This is a genomic window from Streptomyces sp. NPDC001709 (assembly GCF_053596375.1).
The window spans coordinates 302,677-321,858 of record NZ_JBSFGB010000005.1 but is presented as its reverse complement, the minus strand read 5'-3'; the positions used below and the strand labels follow the sequence as shown (position 1 = coordinate 321,858).

Sequence of the window (19,182 nt, the reverse complement as noted above, 5' to 3'; positions counted from 1 at the left end):
AACCCCGAGCAACCCTGTCCACAGGGGCGCCGGGGCGGATACCCGGAGATGGGAGAATGCACGCCATGCCGCACGCCGCCTCCTCCGCCCCGATGCGCCAGCGCATCATCACCGCCGTCCTGCGGATCATCGGCGAGGACGGAGTCGCGGCGGTCACGAACCGCCGGATCGCCAAGGAGGCGGGGGTGTCCCTCGGTTCGGTCACCTACCACTTCGAGACCCAGCACGAGCTGCTGCGGGAGAGCCTGCTGCACTTCGTGCGCGAGGAGGCGCGGCACTTCACCGAACTGGCCGAGCAGTGCCAGACGGAGGGCCTGGACGTGGCGGACGCGGCCTCCCTGGCCGGTCAGGTCGCCTGCGGCGCGGCGCTGGACAGCGCCCATCTCGCGCCGTTCGAGTTGTATCTCCACGCCGGGCGCGACGAACGGCTCCGGGAGGCGGCGGCCGAGGCGTTCGGGGCCTACGACCTGCTCGCCGCCCGGATCCTCAGGGCGCTCGGCGTCCCCGACGCGGACCGCCTGGCGGCCACGACCGTCGCCCTCGTGATGGGCCTGCAACTGCGGCGACTGGCCACGGGCAGCCCCGCCGATGACCTGGTCGACGCCCTCCTGCTGCTGGTGCAAGGGGCCGCCGGCCGGTCGGGCACGGCCGCTTCAGGAGAGCCGACGGCACAGTAGGGCGGCCGGCCCGGGCCGGGCGCCCACCCGGGTGGTGAAGGCGATTCCGGCGGCGTATTCGTCGTCGGCGCACTGGCCGTTGTAGTCGCCGTACGCGAAGTCGCCGCCGGCGGCGCCGGCGGGACGGTTGTCGGACCGGTCGAACCACACCGTGCGGCCCGCTCCCGCAAGCGGACCCCGGGCGGGCGCGCACAGGGCCGCCGACACCCGCTCTCCGCGGGCGCTGTAACCGATGAGGAAACTGCCCTCGGGGCACTGCAGTTTGGTGTACCCGGACGCCCAGTCGCCGCCGGACGGGACATGACGCTCGTCCGTGACGACCGTCTGGCCGCCGGAGACCGCCCGCAGATCGACCGGGCCGCTGCCGGTGCTGTCGGTGCACAGCCCCCGGCCGCTGGTATGGCCGAGGCCGGCGAGCCGCAGCCCGTCGGGACAGGTGGCCTTGTACGCCCCGGGATCCCAGTCGCCCGCGGCCCGCACACGCACCGACTCCACCGCGTCGCCGTGGTCGATGGCGAGCATCCGCCAGACGGGAGTGGCCGGTACCGGTCCGCTGTCACCGGTCCCGCTCATCAGGTGCTGCCACGCCGCGGCGCGCCAGTCGCCGGCGTCGAGGATGCCGGAGCGATGCCCCGACTCGTCGTAGCGCAGCAGGGCCCAGTCGTCGTGGCCCGCGAAGCCGACCAGGGGCCAGAAGGCGAAGTCGGTGTCGTGGTCGGCGAAGTAGTCGGTGGTGTTCGTGAACCAGGTGCGCGCGGCCGGGTCGGTCTCGCTCGCGCCGATGCCGAATTCGCTGACCCAGACGGGTGCGGTGTAGTGCCGGCCCGGCTCCTCGACGAAGAACGCCTCGTCCTGGAGCGCCGCGTACAGGTCGTCCCGGCTCAGGTCCTGGTAGCGGGGGTCGTGGGTTACGCCGATACCGGTCGCGCCGCTGTGGTGGGGGCCGGTGTAGCCGTAGAAGTGCGCGGAGTACACCAGCTTGTGGGCGTCGGCGAGGGTGTGCGACAGGGTGCGGGCGGGCGTCAGCACGGGCCGGCCGTGGGGGAGTCCGTCCACGGGGATGCCGGTCCAGTTGATGCCTTCGATGACGATCAGCAGGCGCGGGTCGGCCTCCGTGAGGATCCGGTCCGCGGCGAGCCGGGCCGCGGCGTACCAGTCGTGGCCGTCGCCCAGGCCCCAGTTGGGGTCGTCCAGCACATCGCGCCGTACCTCGTTGTACAGGTCGGCTCCCGCGACCCGCGGAACGTCGGCATAGCGGCGGGCCATGAACACCCAGTCGTCGGCCCACTGCTGCGTCGACTGCGAGCTGTTCCAGCGCTCGTTGCCGTCGATGCCGCAGCACCAGCGCGAGGTGTTCGTGTGATTGTTGAGGATCACGGCGAACCCGTCCGCGCTGAGCGCGTCGACCACGGCGTCGTAGATCTGCAGCGGTGTTCTGCCCCGCAGTTGAGGATTGGCGGCGACCGCGCCGTCGGGCACCGGGGTCGTACGGTGGATCATCTCGTTCGAGAACGGCAGCCGGATGGTGTTGATGCCCAACTGGTGGAAATCGGCGAGCAGTTGGTCGATCGGGACGCGGTCAAGGCCGAGCGGGATGCCGTGGGAGTCCTGGCCGGCGTGGTGGTTGGCGGGGTCGTCGACGCTGCCGCTGCCCGTCCACGAGCCTTGTGCGCCGTCCCAGTTGGCGCCCTTCAGCCGGAAGCGGTTGCCCTGGCTGTCGACGATGTACCGGCCTTGCGTGGAAAGCGGCGCGGACCACGCGGCCGGTGCCGTGGCGTCGACTGAGGCGGCGGGTGGCGCCTGCGGGGCGGCGGAGGCCGCGCCGGGCGGGACGGCGGCGAGCAGGAAGCCCGCGACGGCGGCGGCCAGGCGCAGGGCGGCAGGGGTGTTCGGCATCTGGGGGCCCTTGACTGTAGGGGGTGGGGAGAGCGGGGCGACCAGGGTGGCGACGTCGGTCCGGTGCGCGGAGTGTCCACCACGTGACACGGTTCAGGGAAGGGGCGCGGCGCGGCCTACAGGGCCCGGGCGATGAGCAGGGCCACGTCGTCGTGGTCGTCGGCGGTGCGCAGCCCGTACAGCAGGACGTCGCAGGTCTCCTCCAGCGGCCTGCGCGGCTCGTCCAGGAGGTCCAGCAGGGCGTTCAGCCGGTCGTCGATGGCGTGCCGGCGGGTCTCCACGAGGCCGTCGGTGTACAGGACCAGCACGTCAGCGGGGCGCAGGGTGACCGCGGCGCTCTCGAACCGCACACCGCCGACGCCGAGTGGCGCCGCGGTCGGCAGCTCCAGCAGCCTCGGCGCGTCCCCGGGCCGGGCGAGCGCGGGCGGCATGTGCCCGGCGTTGGCGAAATCGCACCGCCCGGAGTGGGGGTCGTACACCGCGTACAGACAGGTGACGATGTAGTGCTCCAGATCGCAGGTGATCTTGTCCAGGTGTTGCAGCACCGCGCCGGGCTCGAGGTCGAGATCGGCATAGGCGCAGGTGGCGGTGCGTAGCCGGCCCATGGTGGCGGCTGCGTCGATGCCATTGCCCATGACGTCGCCCACCACCAGGGCGGTCTTGTCGTCGGCCAGCGAGATGACGTCGTACCAGTCGCCGCCGACCTCGCTGGTGGCCTGCGCGGGCTGGTAGCGGGAGGCGAGCTCTAGGCCCGTGTGGTGCGCCGCGTGCTCGGGCAGCAGACTGCGCTGCAGGGTGAGCGCGGTGTTGCGGACGCTCTGGAACCAGCGGGCGTTGTCGATGGCCACGGCGGCCCGGCCGGCGAGTTCGGTGGCCAGCACCACGTCGTCCTCGTCGAACGGCGCCGGATTGCGGGTCCGCTTGAGATCGAGGGCGCCGAGCACCTCGCCGTGGGCGATCAGCGGCACGGCCAGGTACGAGTGGACACCGGCCTGCGCGAGCAGAGCGCCGGCCGCGGCGTCCCGGGCGATGCGTGGCAGATCGCGCGGCCCTACCTGACGCACCATGACCGGCCGCCCGGTGTGGACGCACAGGGTGACCAGACGGTCGCCCTCGTAGGCCGCGACATCGCCGGGCGCGTCGGCGGCACGCACCGCGACCGTGGGATGGGCCGCCTTCAGGGCGAGAGCCCGGAACAGCTCCGGGCCGTTGTCCGGTCTGCGCATCCGACGGCAGGACAGCGCGGAGTCGAGGACGTCCACGGCGACCACGTCGGCCAGCGCCGGCGCGGCGATCTCGGCCAGCTCATGGGCCGTCTGCTCCACGTCCAGCGCGGTGCCGACCCGTGCGGAGGCGTCCGCGATGAGCGCCAGGCGCCGCCGCGCCCGGTCGGCCTCGGCGGCCGCCCGGTGCCGCTCGGTGACGTCCACGACCGAGACGGCCGCTCCCAGGACCCGCCCGCCGGGATCCTCCAGGCGGTAGAAGGACAGCGACCAGGCGTGCTCATGGCCGGAATCGGCCGGGGGACGGCCGACGTGGTACTGGTCCAGCAGGGGCGTACCGGTGGTGAGCACCTGACGCAGCGCGGACTCGACGGTGTCGACGTCCGGGAAGGGCAGGGTCTCCCTCAGATCGCGGCCGATGTGGTCCTCGGCGGGAATGCCGTCGATCCGCTCCAGTGCCGGGTTCACCAGGAGATACCGCAGCTCGGGATCGAGGAGGGCCAGCCCGATCGGGGACTGGTTGATCAACTGCTCGCAGAGCGCCAGATCCGTCTCGACGCGCTGGAGCAGGGTGTGGTCGGCCGCGATGCCCAGGGCGTAGACGTCCCCGAGGTCGTCCAGCAGCCGCATGGTCCGGAATTCCGTCAGCCGGCTGCTGCCGTCCTTGTGCCGGACCGGAAAGGCACCGGCCCAGCCCCGGCCGGTCTCCAGCACCTCCGCGAACAGACTCACCACGGCCTGCAGGTGCTCGGGGTGGATGAGCAGACGCGAGGCGGGCCTGCCGAGGGCCTCCTCCGCGGAGTAGCCGAAGAGGTCCTCGGCCTGCGGGGTCCAGAAGACGATACGGCCGCGGGTGTCGAGGGCCACCGCGGCCACACTCAGCACGTCCAGCAGCCCGGTCGGCCGGGGCAGCTCGGTGTGCGGCTCGTCGCGGTCGGCTTCGAAGGAGTCCACTGCCATGCCGGGTTCACCTCCACCGTCCGGACGGGCGCGCAGACGCTGACGACCGCGCCTTCCATGGTCCCTCCGGCGTCCGCCCGGTCCAACCGCACGTCGCATCGGGAGGGACCGGCCATCCCTCGCCGCGTTCCCCCATATCAGCGCACAATCATGCTCATAGTGGTGTATGGGTGGAATCGATGGAAACTGCGCGAGAAAGCTCCGCCGCAGCCCCGCCCGGGGGACCGGGTGATCTCTTCGACGCGTCCACCGACGCGGCTGCGGTGATATCGGAACACGGCGTCGTGGTCGGCTGGACCCGCAGCGCCGAAGCACTCCTCGGCTACGCGGCACCGGACGTCGTCGGCGCCTCCGCCGCGCGCCTGCTGGCCATGCCCGCGGACCCCGTACGGCTCGCCGGCGTCACGCAGCGCTGCCGCGCAGGAAACGGCTGGAGCGGGCAGATCACCGTACGGCACCGGGACGGCCGCGGCTTCACCATCCAGCTGCGGGTCTCGGCCTCGTTCCGCATGGCCGGCACCGAGTGCTTCCTGGTGTCGGCCCGTGAACAGCGGCAGCGGTGGACCATGGGCCAGTCGGTCCTGGACGGATTCCTCACCCGCGCCCCGGTCGGCATGGCCGTCATGGACACCGAGCTGCGCTACGTCTGGCTGAACGACACCCTGGAACGGTTCGGCGGGGTTCCCCGGGACGAACGGCTCGGGCGGCGGCTGAGCGAGCTGCTGCCCGGGCTGCAGGCGGATGCCCTGGAAGGGCTGATGCGCAAGGTGATCGCGACGGGCGTACCGGTCACCGACTACGAGTACGTGGGCTGGAGCTGGGCCGACCCGCACCGCCGGCACGCCTACTCCACCTCGTTCTTCCCCCTCGTGGACGCCGACGACGCGATCACCGGCGTCTGCTACATGGTCCAGGACGTCACCGAGCGATGGAACGCCCGCAAGCTGCTGACCATGGTCAACGAAGCCGGCGCGAGCATCGGCACGACACTCGACGTGATGCGGACCGCTCAGGAACTCGCCGACTTCGCCGTCCCCCGCTTCGCCGACTTCGTCATCGTCGACCTGCTGGAACCCGTGCTCAGCACCGAGGGCCATGGAGCGTGGCTGACCGACGCGGGACCCGCGCCCGCCCGGCCGGTGATGCGCCGGGCGGCGCTGCGCTCGGTGCGCGAGGGCTCTCCGGAGGCCGTCGTCCAGATCGGTGAGCGGGTCGACTTCCTCCCGCCGCCCCACGACTCGCACCTCATCATCGACGGTGAGCCGCTGCTCATCCCGGTCCTCGACCCCTCCGACAAGCTGTGGGCCACCCGCGAACCCGAGCGCGCACAACGTATCCGCGAGTACGGCCTGCACTCGCTCATCGCCGTGCCCATGCGGGCGCGCAACACCGCCCTCGGCCTCTCCACCTTCGCCCGGTCGCTCAACCCCGTCTCCTTCGGACCGGACGACGTGCTGCTGGCCCGGGAGCTGGTGGCCCGCGCGGCGGTGTGCGTCGACAATGCCCGCCGCTACACCAGGGAGCACGCGGCGGCCGTCACCCTGCAGCGCAGCCTGCTGCCACCCGCCCTGACGGGCGGCACCGCGCTGGAGGTGGCCTCCTCCTATCTGCCGGCGGACCCCTCCGGCGGCGTCGGCGGCGACTGGTTCGACGTCATCCCGCTGTCCGGCGCACGGGTGGGCCTCGTCGTCGGCGACGTGGTGGGCCACGGCATCACCGCGGCGGCGAGCATGGGCCGGCTGCGCACGGGCGTGCAGACCCTCGCCGCCATGGAGATGCCGCCCGACGAACTGCTCGCCCATCTCGACGACCTCGTGCTCCGGCTGAGCGACGAGGAGGCCGCCGCCGGCACGGCTGCCCGGAGCACCTTCCTCGGCGCGACCTGCCTCTACGCCGTGTACGACCCGGCCACCCGGCGGTGCGCGATGGCCCGCGCCGGACACCCCCCGCCCGTCGTCGTGGCACCGGACGGACCCGCCTACTTCCCGGACATTCCCCCCGGACCCCCGCTCGGGCTGGGCGGAATGGCCTTCGAGGCGACCGAGATCGAACTGGCCGAGAACAGCCTCTTCGGCCTCTACACCGACGGGCTCATCGAGGGCTGCGACCAGGACGTGGAGCGCGGTATGGCCAGGCTGGGGGAGGTCCTCGGCCACGCCGGCGAGGACCTCGACGCGCTGTGCACGTCCGCCGTGCGCCAGCTCGTGCCGGTGCCGCAACCCGACGACATCGCCCTGCTCCTGACCCGCACCCACGCACTCGGCGCCGACCGGGTCGCCTCCTGGGAGGTACCCCCCGACCCGGCCGCCGTCGGCGCCCTGCGCGCCCGCGCCACCCGGCAGGTCCAGGACTGGGGCATCGGCGAGGAACTGGCCATGACGACAGAACTCGTCGTCAGCGAACTCGTCACCAACGCCATCCGCTACGCCACCCCGCCCATCCGGCTACGGCTCCTCCGCGACACCCGCCTCACCTGGGAGGTCTCCGACGCCAGCAGTACCGCCCCCCGGCTCAGGCACGCCAGGAGCACGGACGAGGGCGGTCGCGGCCTCTTCCTGGTGGCCCAGTTCGCCCAGCGCTGGGGCGCCCGGTACACCGCCGACGGGAAGATCATCTGGGCCGAGCGGGAGATCCCCTGAGCCCGGACTTGCCTTCGAGTGGACTCCAGCAGCCAGACTTGCCCTGACGGAATCCGTGCAGAGGACAGAACAGGACGGCAGCAGCACATGACAGCGACCAGCAGGGCGGGACATCCGCTGCCGTACGACACCTACCGCGAGGCCGTGGCCCGCGAGACCCTGCGCTTCGCCGAGGCGGTCAGGGGAGCCGACCCGGCGGATGCCGTGCCCTCCTGCCCCGACTGGACCCTGGCCGACCTCACCCGGCACGTGGGAGCGCTGCAGCGCTGGTTCAGCACCCTGCTGACGGGGCTGGTGCAGGAACCTCCCCGCAGCCGCGACGTCGAGCTGGGACTGCCGGAGGACCCCCGGGACTATCCCGACTGGGTGGCGGCGGGGGTGCCCGGCGTGACGGCCGTCCTGCGGGACACGGATCCCGAGGCACCGATGTGGGTCTGGGGCGAGGACCGGCATGCGCGGTTCTGGGTCCGCCGGATGCTGTTCGAGACGCTGGTGCACCGGGTGGACGCCGAGCGCGCCGTCGGCCTGACCTCGGACATCGACCCCGTGCTCGCGGCGGACGGCGTGGACGAGTTCCTCGTCAACCTGCCTTACGCGGGCCTCTTCGCCCCCGGCGTGACCAAGCTGCGCGGCGACGGCGAGACCCTCGCGTTCCGGTGCACGGACGCCGACGGCGAGGAGTGGCGGGTACGGCTGGACCCGGACGGCTTCCGCCCGCTGCCGGGCGCGGAGCACGAGGCCGGGGAGCCCGAGCCGGTCACGGCGGCGGTGCGCGGTGAGGCGGCGGACGTCCTGTTGCTCCTCTATGGGCGGCGGTCGTACCGGGACTCCGCCTTCGAGGTCTCGGGCCGGACCGAGGTCCTCGACAACTGGTTCGCCCACACGGCTTTCTGACCGGGCCGCGCTCACTGGGCAGGCGGCGGCTCTTCGGGCAGCAGACAGACCGCGATCGCCGCGGTGTCGTCCTGGAGGCTGTTGTGGCTGTAGGCCAACAGGTCGTCATGGAGCCGTTCGAGCAGCTCCTTCGGCGGGAGAGGGCCCCAGCAGCGGAGGCGCTCGAGAAGCGGATAGAAGGTGCCGGCCGCGTCCCGTGTCTCCGTCACGCCGTCGGTGTACAGCAGCAGCTGATCACCGGGCCGGAAGGGGTGGGTGTCGACGTGGTACGGGTCCTCGACCAGCATGCCGAGGTTCAGGGGCGGCGCCGGCCGCCCGCTGTCCAGCTCGCGCACCTCACCGGCGCGCAGTGAGATCGGCGGCGGATGGCCGCAGTTGACGATCCGGACGACATGGCCGACGGCGGGGACCTCGGCGAAGACGGCGGTGACGAACCGTTCGCCCGTCTCGGTTCCGCCGAGCTGCGCCGCCCGGCGGCTCATGCTCGTGTCCACCCGGTCGGCCAGCGCGAGCAGATCGGGTTCGTCGTACGCCACCTCGCGGAACGCCCCGAGTATCGCGGCGGCGGTCTCGACGGCCAGCAGCCCCTTGCCGCGGACGTCGCCGATGAGCAGACGGACCCCGAAACGGGTGGGGACCGCCTCGTAGAGGTCACCGCCGATACGGGCCTGCGCGGCGGCGGAGAGATAGAGGCTCTCCAGGCGGAGGTTGCCGATCCGGTGCGGTACGGGCCGCAGCAGCACCCGCTGCGCCGTCTCGGCCACGGACCGCACGTCGGCGAGCGTGCGTTCACGCCGGATGCGGTGGGCGGCCAGGACCGTTCCGAGGCCGCCCACCAGGGCCGTACAGATGTAGGAGGCGACGTAGTGGCGGTCCCACAGATAGCCGACGGAGCGGCCCGCACAGCACGGCGTACCGGCCAGCACCCCTTCGAGTCCGACGGCGAACACCGTCGCCGCGCCGACGGCCATGGGCCCGTACCCGAACGCGGTCACCAAGGGCACGCCGATCAGTACGAAGCTCACCGGCCAGTCCACGGGCGTGGCGGGCTCCAGCAGCAGCACGACCACGACGTACAGGACCGGCAGCCAGCGCAGCCAAGCCGGAGGCGCCGGCAGCCGGGTCTGCGCGGCCTCCGGCGCCTCCGGATCCTGTCCGGACCGTTGGTGCTTCACCCGTCCAGCCTGGTGCGCCGGGCCCCCGTACCCCGGTGATTGCTCCACCTAGCGGCATGTTCCGGGGGCCGGGCACGGCCGGTGCCAGGTCAGCGCGCCCCCGCGCCGGCGCCGAAGCCGATCGCGAAGACGTGCAGGCCCCCGGCGGCGACGTCGGACGGCAGCCGCACACTACTGACCGTCTTCCCCGGGCTCAGTGCCACCGGCGCCGTGCCGAACAGGTACGTCCTGGTGGTGTCTGACGCGGTGCCGGCGTGGTTGCGGTACGGCAGCATCGCCGCGATGGTGTTGTCGGGGAGCGGCGTGGCAGCGCCGGCGCTCAGTGTCCAGTCGGAGAGGCCGAGGGCGACCGACTGGGTCGTGCCGTCCGTGTAGGTGACCGTCGCGGTGCCGGAGGCCGGGCCGTTGTTGGCGGCACCCAGGAACGAGATGCTGCCGGAGCCGGATGCCCGTACCGTCTGCCCGTTCGCCTCGTAGTTGTCCCGTGCGCCGGACGCCACCTCGGGCCAGGTGAACGAGATCCCGTTGACGGTGACCTTCGAGCCGGGCGTGACACCCGCCGTGGCCAGGGCGTGCGCGGAGTAGCTGTAGCCCGCCCCGTCGAAGTTGGCCGAGGCCGCGGCGGTGTCGCCGGATGTGCCGACGTCGGTGTAGCCGGGTGTGCCCGGGTAGGAGCGCGGGGCGGCGGAGGCGTCCGACGCCCAGGACGTGTTGGGGGAGGTGCCGAGTTCGTAGGTGAGGGTGCCGCCGCCGCTGAGCGCGCCGTCGGGCGCGTGGGCCGCGTTCCACGCCGCGCCGTTCCAGGTGGCCGACTGGACGTACGGAGCGTCGTCCGCGGCGCCCGTCCCGTTGACGGTGAGGGTGTGGCCGGACGGCAGGGTGATCACCGCCTGGCCGAACAGCGGGCTGCCCAGCGCCAGATCGGCAGTGCCCGGGGTCTCCGGATACATACCGAGGGCCGACCACACGTACCACGAGCTCATCTCGCCCAGGTCGTCGTTGCCCGCGAGACCGGACGGGCTGTCGGTCCAGATCTGGTCCTGGACCTGCCGGACGACCTTCTGCGTCTGGTACGGGCGGCCGATGTAGTCGTACTCCCAGGGGATGTTGAGGCTGGGCTCGTTGCCCAGGTTGGTGTATCCGCCGGCGCCGGTCAGGGAGGACAGGTCCGTGTCCAGGAACTTGGCCAGGGCCGCGTCGCCGCCCATCGCGGTGGCCAGTCCGTGCACGTTGAACGGCACCATCGGGGTGTACTGCCAGGAGTTGCCCTCGACGAAGTTCTTGCCCGAGGTGGGCGAGAACCCGGCCGTCCAGGTGCCCGAGGCGTCGCGCGGCTGGATGAATCCGCTGCCGAAGGCGAAGAGGTTCTGCCAGTCCTGCGCCCGGTCCGCGAACCGGCGCTGATCAGCGGTGTGCCCGAGGGCACCGGCGAGGGCCGAGATCGCGAAGTCCGCCGAGTCGTACTCGAGCGTGGTGGAGGCCGGGCCGTAGAAGTTGCAGCAGCCGTACTTGCCGTTGCTGGGCAGCCGGCCCAGCTGCTCCAGGTAGTCGAGCCCGGGCCGGTTGCCGTTGGGGACGGTCGCCTCCGCGATCATGCCCTTGAGCGCGGTGGCGGTGTCGAAGTTCCTGGCGCCGAAGGCGTAGTAGTCGGCGATGATCTCGTCCGCCGGATCGCCCACCATGACGTAGGTCTCCCCGTTGTTCTCCGACCACTTGGGGAACAGGCCGGTCTGGCGGTAGTCGTCCACCATCGACTGGGCGGTGTCGGAGGCGGTCTGCGGGGCGACGAGGGCTTCGAGCTGGGCCTGCGAACGGTAGACGTCCCAGCCGGAGTAGTTGGCGTAGGCGGCGCCGTGGCCCGGATCGACGGTGTGGGTCTTGCCGTCGAATCCGGGATAGCGGCGGTTGGTGTCGCTGATCACGTTCGGATGCAGCAGTGAGTGGTAGAGCGCCGTGTAGAACACGGTCTGCCGATCGGGCGTCCCGCCGGCGATGCGCACCCGGCCGAGGAGGGACTTCCAGGCGCCGTGTGCCGCGCCGCGCACCTTGGCGAGGTCCCAACCGGGGTTCTCCGCCTGGCGGTTGCCCACCGCGCCGGCGGCCGACACATAGGAGATGCCGACCTTGGCCTGAACGGCCTGGTGGCTGGTGGTGTCGAACGTGACGTAGCCGTCGGAGCCGCTGGCCTGGGGAGCGAAGGTGTGCGGCGTACGGGGGACCTCGCCGTGCAGCACCGGTTTGTTCGGTGCCTCGGGGGCGTTGGGGGAGGCGTTGGTCCTGGGTGTGGTGGGCGTGCCGGCGGCCAGGGCGGTACCGCTGTGCTGGAACGGCTGGTCGAAGACCATGTCGTAGTAGACGGTGTAGGAGTTGCCCTCGCCGCAGAAGTTGCCGCTGGTGACCTTGCCTCTGACCTCTTTGTCGTTCACCACGTCGAACTGGGTGGCGGTGTCGCCGTTCTCGCTCGCCGTCAGCTTGAACAGGAGGTTCGCCTGGCTGGTGGCGGGGAAGGTGAAGCGGGCCATGCCGCTGCGGGTGGTGGCGGTCAGCTCGGTCTTGACGCCGTTGTCCAGGGACACGGTGTACGAGCCGGGAGTGGCGGACTCGTTGGCGTGCGAGAAGCTGTCCGTGGCGAGCGTGTCGATCGCGCCGACGGTCGGCAGCACCGGGATGTCACCGGCGGCCCGGCAGCCGGGACCCGCGATGTGGGTCAGGCCGAATCCGGTGATGGCCGAGTCGGCGTACTCGTAGCCGCCACCGTCCGGCCGGTGGGGACTGGTGTCGGGGCTCCACTGGACCATCCCGAACGGGGTGTCGGCCCCGGGGAAGTCGTCGGCGGCGTGCGAGGTCCCGATGAACGGATTCACCAGGGCCGCCGGATCGGTGACCGGCGCGAGCGAGACGGGATCGGCGTGGACGGGGGCGGAGGCGGCACCCACGGCCAGGGCGCCTGCGGCCAGCATGGACAGAAGTCGGAACGGCACCATCGTGACCATGTCCCTTCGACAACGTTGTCCCGAAAGCTGGCCCCTTTGGCCCCTGCTGTCAAGGACGCGCGGTGCAGAACCAGCCGTCCGCCTGATGTGACGTCACATCGGGGGGAAAACCGACACCTTGGCCCAACCTCAAAACTTGTCATAAGGTAAAAGCAACAAATCTTGACGGCAATCACCAGCGTGCGTACCTTCCGCAACGATCGCCCCGGCGCTCCAACTCGGCCCTTCCGAACCGCACTTACCCCCCATCGAGGAGCCCAGCATGCGCGGAAGCCCCAGATCGCTCGCCTCGCCTCTGGCCGTCATCGCCCTCGTCCTGGGCGCGTTGCTCGGCCTGCCCGGACCGTCGCAGGCCGCCGGCTCGCTGCCCTGTGACATCTACGGCGGCTCAGGCACCCCTTGCGTCGCCGCACACAGCACGGTGCGCGCGCTCTTCTCCTCCTACGACGGCCCGCTGTACCGGGTCACCCGCGCCTCCGACGGGGCCGGCGCCGACATCGGGCTGCCGGCCCCGGGCGGTTACGCCGACGCCGCCCGGCAGGACCGGTTCTGCGCGGACACCACGTGCGCGATCACGAAGATCTACGACCAGACCTCCCGGCACAACGACCTCACCCCGGGCCCGGCCGGCACCTCCGGCATGGGCGCGGACCGGGGCGCCGACGCCTCCGAGATCGCCGTCACCGCCGGCGGGCACAAGGTGTACGGCGTGTGGATCTCACCGGGCGTCGGCTACCGGTACACGGGAGCCGCCTCGGGTGTCGCCGTCAACGGGCAGCCGGAGGGCGCCTACATGGTGGCCAGCGGCACCCACGTCGGTTCCGCCTGCTGCTTCGACTACGGCAACGCCGAGAGCACACCGGCCGACACCGGCAACGGGCACATGGACGCCGTCAGCCTCGCGACCACCTGCTACTTCGCGCCCTGCACCGGCTCCGGGCCGTGGGTCGAGGCCGACCTGGAGAACGGCATGTTCCAGGGCGACGACGGCTCCAACACCGCCAACCGGGGCAACGGCAGCACCTTCGTCACGGCGGTGCTGAAGAACGACGGGCAGACGCGGTACGCCCTCAAGGGCGGCGACGCACGGTCGGGTGCTCTCACGACCTGGTGGGACGGCGCCCTGCCCACCCGGGGCGGCTACCAGCCCATGCACCAGGAGGGCGGCATCATCCTCGGCACGGGCGGTGACAACAGCAACTGGAACATGGGCACGTTCTTCGAGGGCGTGATGGTCTCCGGCTACCCGACCGACGCCGTCGAGAACGCGGTCCAGGCGAACATCGTCTCCGTCGGCTACTCCGGCGAGAGCAACGTGCCGAACGGCCCGCAGGGCACCGTCACCGGGCCCGGCGGTACCTGCGTCGACGTCGCCGCCGACGACACCGGCACCGCCGGGGCGGCCGTACAACTGTGGGACTGCCAGTCCTGGGCGGTCGACCAGCACTGGTACCACAGCGCCGACGGCTCCCTCCGTACGCTCGGCCGCTGCCTGGACATCAACGGCAACGGCACGGCGAACGGCACGAAGGTCGAGCTGTGGGACTGCAATGGTGTCGGTGGGCAGAAGTGGGTGCAGCAGGGTGATGGTTCGCTGCTCAATCCGCAGTCGGGGCGGTGCCTGGACTCGCCCAGTGGTGCGACGGCGAACGGGACGCGGTTGCAGATCTGGGACTGCAACGGCTCTGCGGCCCAGAAGTTCCGGCTGAGCTGACGGCGGGGCAGGTGGTGAGCCCGGCTGCCGGAGTCAGAGGATCTCCTCTTCCTCCGGGACCACGACCTTGTCGATCATCTGCTGGATCTGCTCGGTCGGCAGGGCCACCGCCATCGCCCAGTAGTAGATGACGAGGCTGAAGGCGGCGGTGACGCCGATGTCCCACCACAGCGGGAACCAGGGGTGCTTGAGCGGCCCGAAGTCGCTGAGGTAGACGATGAGCCCCATGCCCACCAGATAGACCGGCAGCCACTGCGCGGCGCGCAGGTCGAGCTGGGGGGTGATGGGGTTCATCTTGAACACCCGGTTGGCGATCAGGATGACGTAACCGAGCAGGATGGCCACGCCGAGCTTCCAGTCGGTGGTCCAACCCGACCACAGGATCAGCAGGTTGGCGACGACGAAGGCGAGCGGCGACAGCCAGCTCCCACCGGGCAGCCGGTAGGGACGGTGGGCGTCGGGCAGCCGGTTGCGGAACACCCCGAAGGAGAGCGGGGCGCCGGCATACATCAGCACGCTGGCGCTGGTGATCAGGCCGACCAGGGAACGCCAGCTGGGGAAGGGCAGGAAGCAGATGCAGCCGATCACGAAGGCGGTGATCAGACCGACCCAGGGCACACCGCGCCGGTTGGTGGTCTCGAAAGCGGTGGGCACATAACCGTTGCGGCTCAGGCCGTAGGAGACGCGGGAGGAGCCGGTGATGTAGATCAGGCCGGTGCCGGCGGGGGAGATCACGGCATCGAGATAGAGGACCGTGGCCAGCCAGCCCAGGCTGATGAGCGTGGCGACCTGGGCGAAGGGCCCGCTCAGCGTGGTGAACGCGGAGTTCGCCCAGTGGCTGCCGATCTGGGCGGCGGGCAGCGCGGCGAGGAAGGCGACCTGCAGCAGGATGTAGATCAGGATGCCGAGGACGATCGATCCGATCACCGCGCGAGGGATGTCCCGCTTGGGGTTGGCGCTCTCGCCCGCGAGCTGGTCGGCCTGTTCGAAGCCCAGCAGCGCGAAGATGATGCCGCTGGTGGAGACCGCGGACAGAATGCCCTTGGCCCCGTACGGGTTGAAGCCGTCGGCCGCGGTGAAGTTGGCGGTGTGGAACTGCGCGATGGCGAACACGAAGATCGTCAGCAGCGGGATGCCGACCTTCCACCAGGTCGCGACGCTGTTGGTGCGGGCCAGCAGCCGGATGCTGAGGAAGTTGATGGCCGTGATGAGCGCCATCAGCCCGACCGCGACGGCGATACCGGGCGGGGTCAGGACATGCTCCCCGCCCTTGACCTTCTCCCAGCCGCTCGCCCAGGAGTAGTGCTGGCCGTAGGTGATCATCGCCAGCACCTCGATGGGCGCCACCGTGGCCGCCTGCAGCCAGGAGAACCAGCCGAACGATGCGCCGGCGGCGCCGCCGAAGGCGTAGTGCGGGAAGCGGGCGGTGCCGCCCGAGACCGGGTACATGCCGCCGAGCTCGGCGTGCACCAGCGCCAGGATGAGGATCGCGAGGCCGCCGATGGCCCAGGAGATGATCGCCGCGGGCCCCGCGGCCGCCAGGGCACCTTGTGCGCCGAATAGCCATCCGGACCCGATGATGGACCCCTCCGAGGCCCAGATGAGTCCGACAAAGCCGATCTCACGCCGGAGCCCGGGTTTGTGGGTCTTCGGGCCCGGTGCGGCCTCTGACACCGCCATTGTCGACACCCCCTCTGTGGTGTGATCTGCATCACTATCGTGCCACGCTGACGCGGTCATGGCACCGAACGTGCGGGCACTCGTTCCGAAGGGGGGCTGCGCTCGACTACGAACCGGTGGTCAGACGCGGCCCGGCCGGCGGGGCACCCGTGACCGCCGCGCGATAGAGGGACTGGGTGGCGCTGCCGAAGTAGGCACTGTAGGAGACCTGCGGCGTGTTGCCGCCCGTGTGATACCCGCCGATCACTCCGATGACCGCCCATCCGCCGGGCCAGGGTACGAGCATCGGCCCGCCGCTCGTCCCGCCCACGAAGGCGTCGCAGGCGATGCGCGGGAACGCACCCGGCTCCGCCGGATCGTCACTCTCCCATCTGGTGGTCCAGCCGAGGCACTCCAGGGGCTTCTCCGCCCCCGCCGGGTAGCCGATCATCCGGACCGGGGCGTGGTAGTAGCCCGTCCCGGTGAGCAGCCGCACTCCGCCGACCGCGTCCTCCAGGCGTGTCCCGTCCTGGTTGGGCTCGGTGACCGCGAAGGCGAAGTCGTACTCGGCCCCCGCGTGTTCGCCCAGGTCGTAGTACTGCTGTGGGACGTAGACGCCGTCGGTCCGCACGGGGAAGATCCCGAACGGTTTGCCGGCGTCGTGGTACTGCGGGACGAAGGCCAGGTGGCGCTTGGGCGAAGTGCCCGCATAGCCCTTCAGGCAGTGGCCGGCGCTCAGCACCAGATCGTGCCCTGGGCTGCGCACGACCGAGCCGCTGCAGGTGCGGCCGGTACCGGTGGCGTCCGTCCAGAAGAACGTCCCCGCCTGGGGGATGCCGTCGAAACTCCGGCTCGGCGGGATGTACTCGCCCGGCTGCGGCCCGTCCACGGCAGGCGAACCGCCGGGCACCGTCGCATGGGACTCGGCGCCTTTGACGACGTCGGCGGGCAGCGCGGCCGCCATGCGGGCCGGCGTCCAGTAGGCGTCCAGCTCGTCGGCGAGCGGGTTCGGGCCGGCCGTGGTGCTGTCGGCGGATGCCGTGGTGCTGAGGCCGGCACAGAGCAGAAGGGCCGCCGCGCAGACGGCGGCATATCGCGCGATCCTGGTCCCGGGCACCATCAGCCCCCCTCAGAACGGTCGCAAGTGACGGCCCACCATAAGCCCGCCGCAGCGGACAGCACAGCATCCACGGCCTGATCCGGCCTACGGCTGACCGGCAACGCCCCTTGGCGGCCCGGCCGTATGACGCCCCGTCAAGCCTCCCGGTCCCCTCGGAGGTGCGTTCAGCACCTCGTCGGCGTTCACGCCGCGAGCCGTCGGCGTTCGTTGCGACACGCGCGTTCCTGAACCTTGATCCCCACGCGGCCAAGGACCCCGCCTTCCACGAGCTGATCGCCGGGCGGGGCGGCCGAGTGACCAGGGGGCGAGTGAGGTGCGTCCTACGGGGTAGGCGCCCGGTCCGGCCAGGGCCGTCGCGGGCTCTGCCGTGGGCTACACGGGAAGGAGAAGGCCATGAAGAAGCTGATACGGAACGCGGGCACGGCCGGCGCTGCCATCGCGGTAGCCGCAGGCGCGCTCCTCGCCGGCGGCAGCCCTGCGGCGGCGGCCGCTCCTGGGAGCAAGGGACATGCCACCGCCGGGGCCAGGGCGGGGCACGTCGGCCACGCCGAGCACCGCCACCACGGTCTCCAGTGCATCGATCGGTGGGTCGCCGGGCAGCTGGCGACGTTCGACCCCGCCGCCCGCCATCGCCTGGCCGTGTTCGACCCGTGGGTCAAGGACCAGCTGGCGCGCTATTCCTCTCCCTCCTGTTAGCCCCTGTGGCGCTCGTGCTCTGTCCTCGACGGCGCCGCGATCACTTCACGAACACCATGTCCGGGTACTTCGGAGACGGTCCCTCCAGCAGCCGTCCGCTGCGGCCGCGCAGCCAGTGGTCGAAGTAGGCAGCGACATAGGCCTCGTTGGTGCGTATCGCGGTGGCCGGGTCGATGGTGCCTATGTCGTCGATCCGCTCGCAGCGCCGCAGATGCAGCTGTGGCACGAGGGCCTCAGCGTCGGTGAACGAGCCGTGCTCCGAGCCGAGTAGGGTCAGCTGACGGTTCCACCCAGGGGTGTGGGCGCGGAACGCCTGCCAGCCGGGTCCGGTGTCCGTCTTGCCGTCCTTGCCCATGAGTAGGAAGGGCCGGTCGAGCCCGTGCCGGGCGACCGGCATCAGAGAGCCGTCGAAGTTGGTCAGATTGCCGTCCATGTCGATGCCCGCGGAGATCCGGTGGTCGGCGTCCATGACCAGCGCGGCGGCGGTGCCGCCCATCGAATGGCCGAACATGCCCACCTCGGCCAGATCCAGTGCCCCGGCCAGGCCGTCCGGCAGCGGCTGTCCGTCCGCGTCGGGATTCCGGCCGCCGTTCAGCGCCTGGAGCTGGTCCAGGACGAAGCGGGTGTCGGCGACCCGGACGGTCAGCGCCTTGCGGACGAAGGCGTCGGCACTACCCGAGGGCAACGGCAAAGTGGCGAGGGAGCCGTTCGGGAACTGGACCTCGGGGGACTCGTAGGTGTTGTCGATGGTGACGACCGCATAGCCGCGGCTGGCCAGGTCGGCCGCCGACGTCGTGCCCCAGGTGCGCGGTTCGCCCGTCCCCGGGGAATAGAGCACCACGGGTAGCCGGCCATCGCGACCGGCTGCCACGGGGGCGCTTCGGGCTACGTGGGTGACCGTACGGGCCCAGTCCGCCCGGCCCGCCGGAACGTGCAGCCCGAGGTATGTGTTCGCCGTGACGTCGTCGAAGTGGGCGGCCGCAGCGGGCAGCATGTACGGGGCCGCCGGGCGGTCGGTCGTGTGCGTCGCGGGGTAGAACACACTGACCATCAGCTCGCGCCGGGTCCGGCCGGAGTGCCACGGGTCCGGCCGTGAGTGGTCGATGAGATGCAACTCCACCTCACCGACCCGATACCGGCCGGTCGGGGCGGGAAGGGCGAGGGGCCGGGCGGACGGGGAGGTCGGGGCGGCGTGCGCGGATAACGGGTTCGGGGCGGCGCGGGTGGCCGCGGTGGCGGGGAGAGCGGCGGTCAGGGTGCAGAGCGCGGCGACGGCGCCGACGGCAAGCGCGCGCCGTCGGGTGAGCCTGCGGCTATGGCGCGGGAACTGGTTCGACATGGATCAAGCCTGACGGCCCGTCGGCTCTCCGCACATCCGGGTAGGCCCCCGATCTTTCCCTCGGGGTATCCGTAGGGGTTGACTCCTGGCCCGCGTCGGGAGCTGGACGGGCGTCGCGGACTCGCGGGGCACGACCGGCAGGCGCGTTTCCCGGCCGGGGCGATGTCAGTGCCCGTTGCCATCATGTGCATACGGCC

General features: G+C 71.4%; 12 protein-coding genes. 5 read left to right on the top strand and 7 right to left on the bottom strand.

Annotated elements, in window-relative coordinates:
• The first annotated feature begins 65 nt into the window (after positions 1-65).
• The gene (locus tag ACWC0C_RS10415; RefSeq protein ID WP_450863106.1) at positions 66-677 is read left to right on the top strand and encodes a TetR/AcrR family transcriptional regulator; all 612 of its coding nucleotides are present in this window, start codon (positions 66-68) and stop codon (positions 675-677) included.
• On the opposite strand, the gene ACWC0C_RS10410 is transcribed toward ACWC0C_RS10415, so the two are convergent.
• Both ACWC0C_RS10410 and ACWC0C_RS10405 read right to left on the bottom strand, forming a co-directional pair.
• Positions 654-2,573, bottom strand: coding sequence for a glycoside hydrolase family 5 protein (locus ACWC0C_RS10410; RefSeq protein WP_450863104.1), 1,920 nt, complete (start codon positions 2,571-2,573; stop codon positions 654-656). The two genes, ACWC0C_RS10415 and ACWC0C_RS10410, sit on opposite strands and share 24 nt — an antisense overlap.
• A gap of 116 nt (positions 2,574-2,689) precedes the next feature.
• Positions 2,690-4,756 carry a SpoIIE family protein phosphatase gene (locus ACWC0C_RS10405; protein ID WP_450863103.1) on the bottom strand — a complete coding sequence of 689 codons (2,067 nt, stop codon included), beginning with the start codon at positions 4,754-4,756 and terminating at the stop codon, positions 2,690-2,692.
• A gap of 179 nt (positions 4,757-4,935) precedes the next feature.
• Here ACWC0C_RS10405 and ACWC0C_RS10400 point away from each other — a divergent pair, with 179 nt between their 5' ends.
• Together ACWC0C_RS10400 and ACWC0C_RS10395 are read left to right on the top strand one after the other, a co-directional pair.
• Entirely contained in the window at positions 4,936-7,395 is a 2,460-nt protein-coding gene (locus ACWC0C_RS10400) for a SpoIIE family protein phosphatase (protein ID WP_450863102.1), read from the top strand.
• A gap of 87 nt (positions 7,396-7,482) precedes the next feature.
• On the top strand, positions 7,483-8,289 hold the full coding sequence (locus tag ACWC0C_RS10395) for a maleylpyruvate isomerase family mycothiol-dependent enzyme (protein ID WP_450863101.1): 807 nt from the start codon (positions 7,483-7,485) through the stop codon (positions 8,287-8,289).
• A gap of 11 nt (positions 8,290-8,300) precedes the next feature.
• On the opposite strand, the gene ACWC0C_RS10390 is transcribed toward ACWC0C_RS10395, so the two are convergent.
• A complete protein-coding gene (locus ACWC0C_RS10390; RefSeq protein ID WP_450863100.1) occupies positions 8,301-9,464 on the bottom strand; it encodes a PP2C family protein-serine/threonine phosphatase in 1,164 nt (387 codons plus the stop codon).
• Positions 9,465-9,553: 89 nt separating this feature from the next.
• Complete coding sequence (locus ACWC0C_RS10385) at positions 9,554-12,448, bottom strand: lectin (protein WP_450863099.1); 2,895 nt, start codon at positions 12,446-12,448, stop codon at positions 9,554-9,556.
• A gap of 271 nt (positions 12,449-12,719) precedes the next feature.
• On the opposite strand from ACWC0C_RS10385, the gene ACWC0C_RS10380 reads away from it, so the two are divergent.
• A complete protein-coding gene (locus tag ACWC0C_RS10380; protein ID WP_450863098.1) occupies positions 12,720-14,171 on the top strand; it encodes an arabinofuranosidase catalytic domain-containing protein in 1,452 nt (483 codons plus the stop codon).
• Positions 14,172-14,204: 33 nt separating this feature from the next.
• Here the strand turns inward: ACWC0C_RS10380 and ACWC0C_RS10375 are convergent, their stop codons facing one another.
• Both ACWC0C_RS10375 and ACWC0C_RS10370 read right to left on the bottom strand, forming a co-directional pair.
• Complete coding sequence (locus ACWC0C_RS10375) at positions 14,205-15,851, bottom strand: APC family permease (RefSeq protein ID WP_449194162.1); 1,647 nt, start codon at positions 15,849-15,851, stop codon at positions 14,205-14,207.
• 106 nt (positions 15,852-15,957) lie between these two features.
• Complete coding sequence (locus ACWC0C_RS10370; protein ID WP_450863097.1) at positions 15,958-16,950, bottom strand: trypsin-like serine peptidase; 993 nt, start codon at positions 16,948-16,950, stop codon at positions 15,958-15,960.
• 393 nt (positions 16,951-17,343) lie between these two features.
• Between ACWC0C_RS10370 and ACWC0C_RS10365 the strand changes: the two genes are divergently transcribed.
• The gene (locus ACWC0C_RS10365) at positions 17,344-17,646 is read left to right on the top strand and encodes a hypothetical protein (RefSeq protein WP_450863095.1); all 303 of its coding nucleotides are present in this window, start codon (positions 17,344-17,346) and stop codon (positions 17,644-17,646) included.
• A gap of 40 nt (positions 17,647-17,686) precedes the next feature.
• Here the strand turns inward: ACWC0C_RS10365 and ACWC0C_RS10360 are convergent, their stop codons facing one another.
• Positions 17,687-18,985, bottom strand: coding sequence for an alpha/beta hydrolase family protein (locus ACWC0C_RS10360; protein ID WP_450863093.1), 1,299 nt, complete (start codon positions 18,983-18,985; stop codon positions 17,687-17,689).
• Between the last annotated feature and the right edge of the window lie 197 nt (positions 18,986-19,182).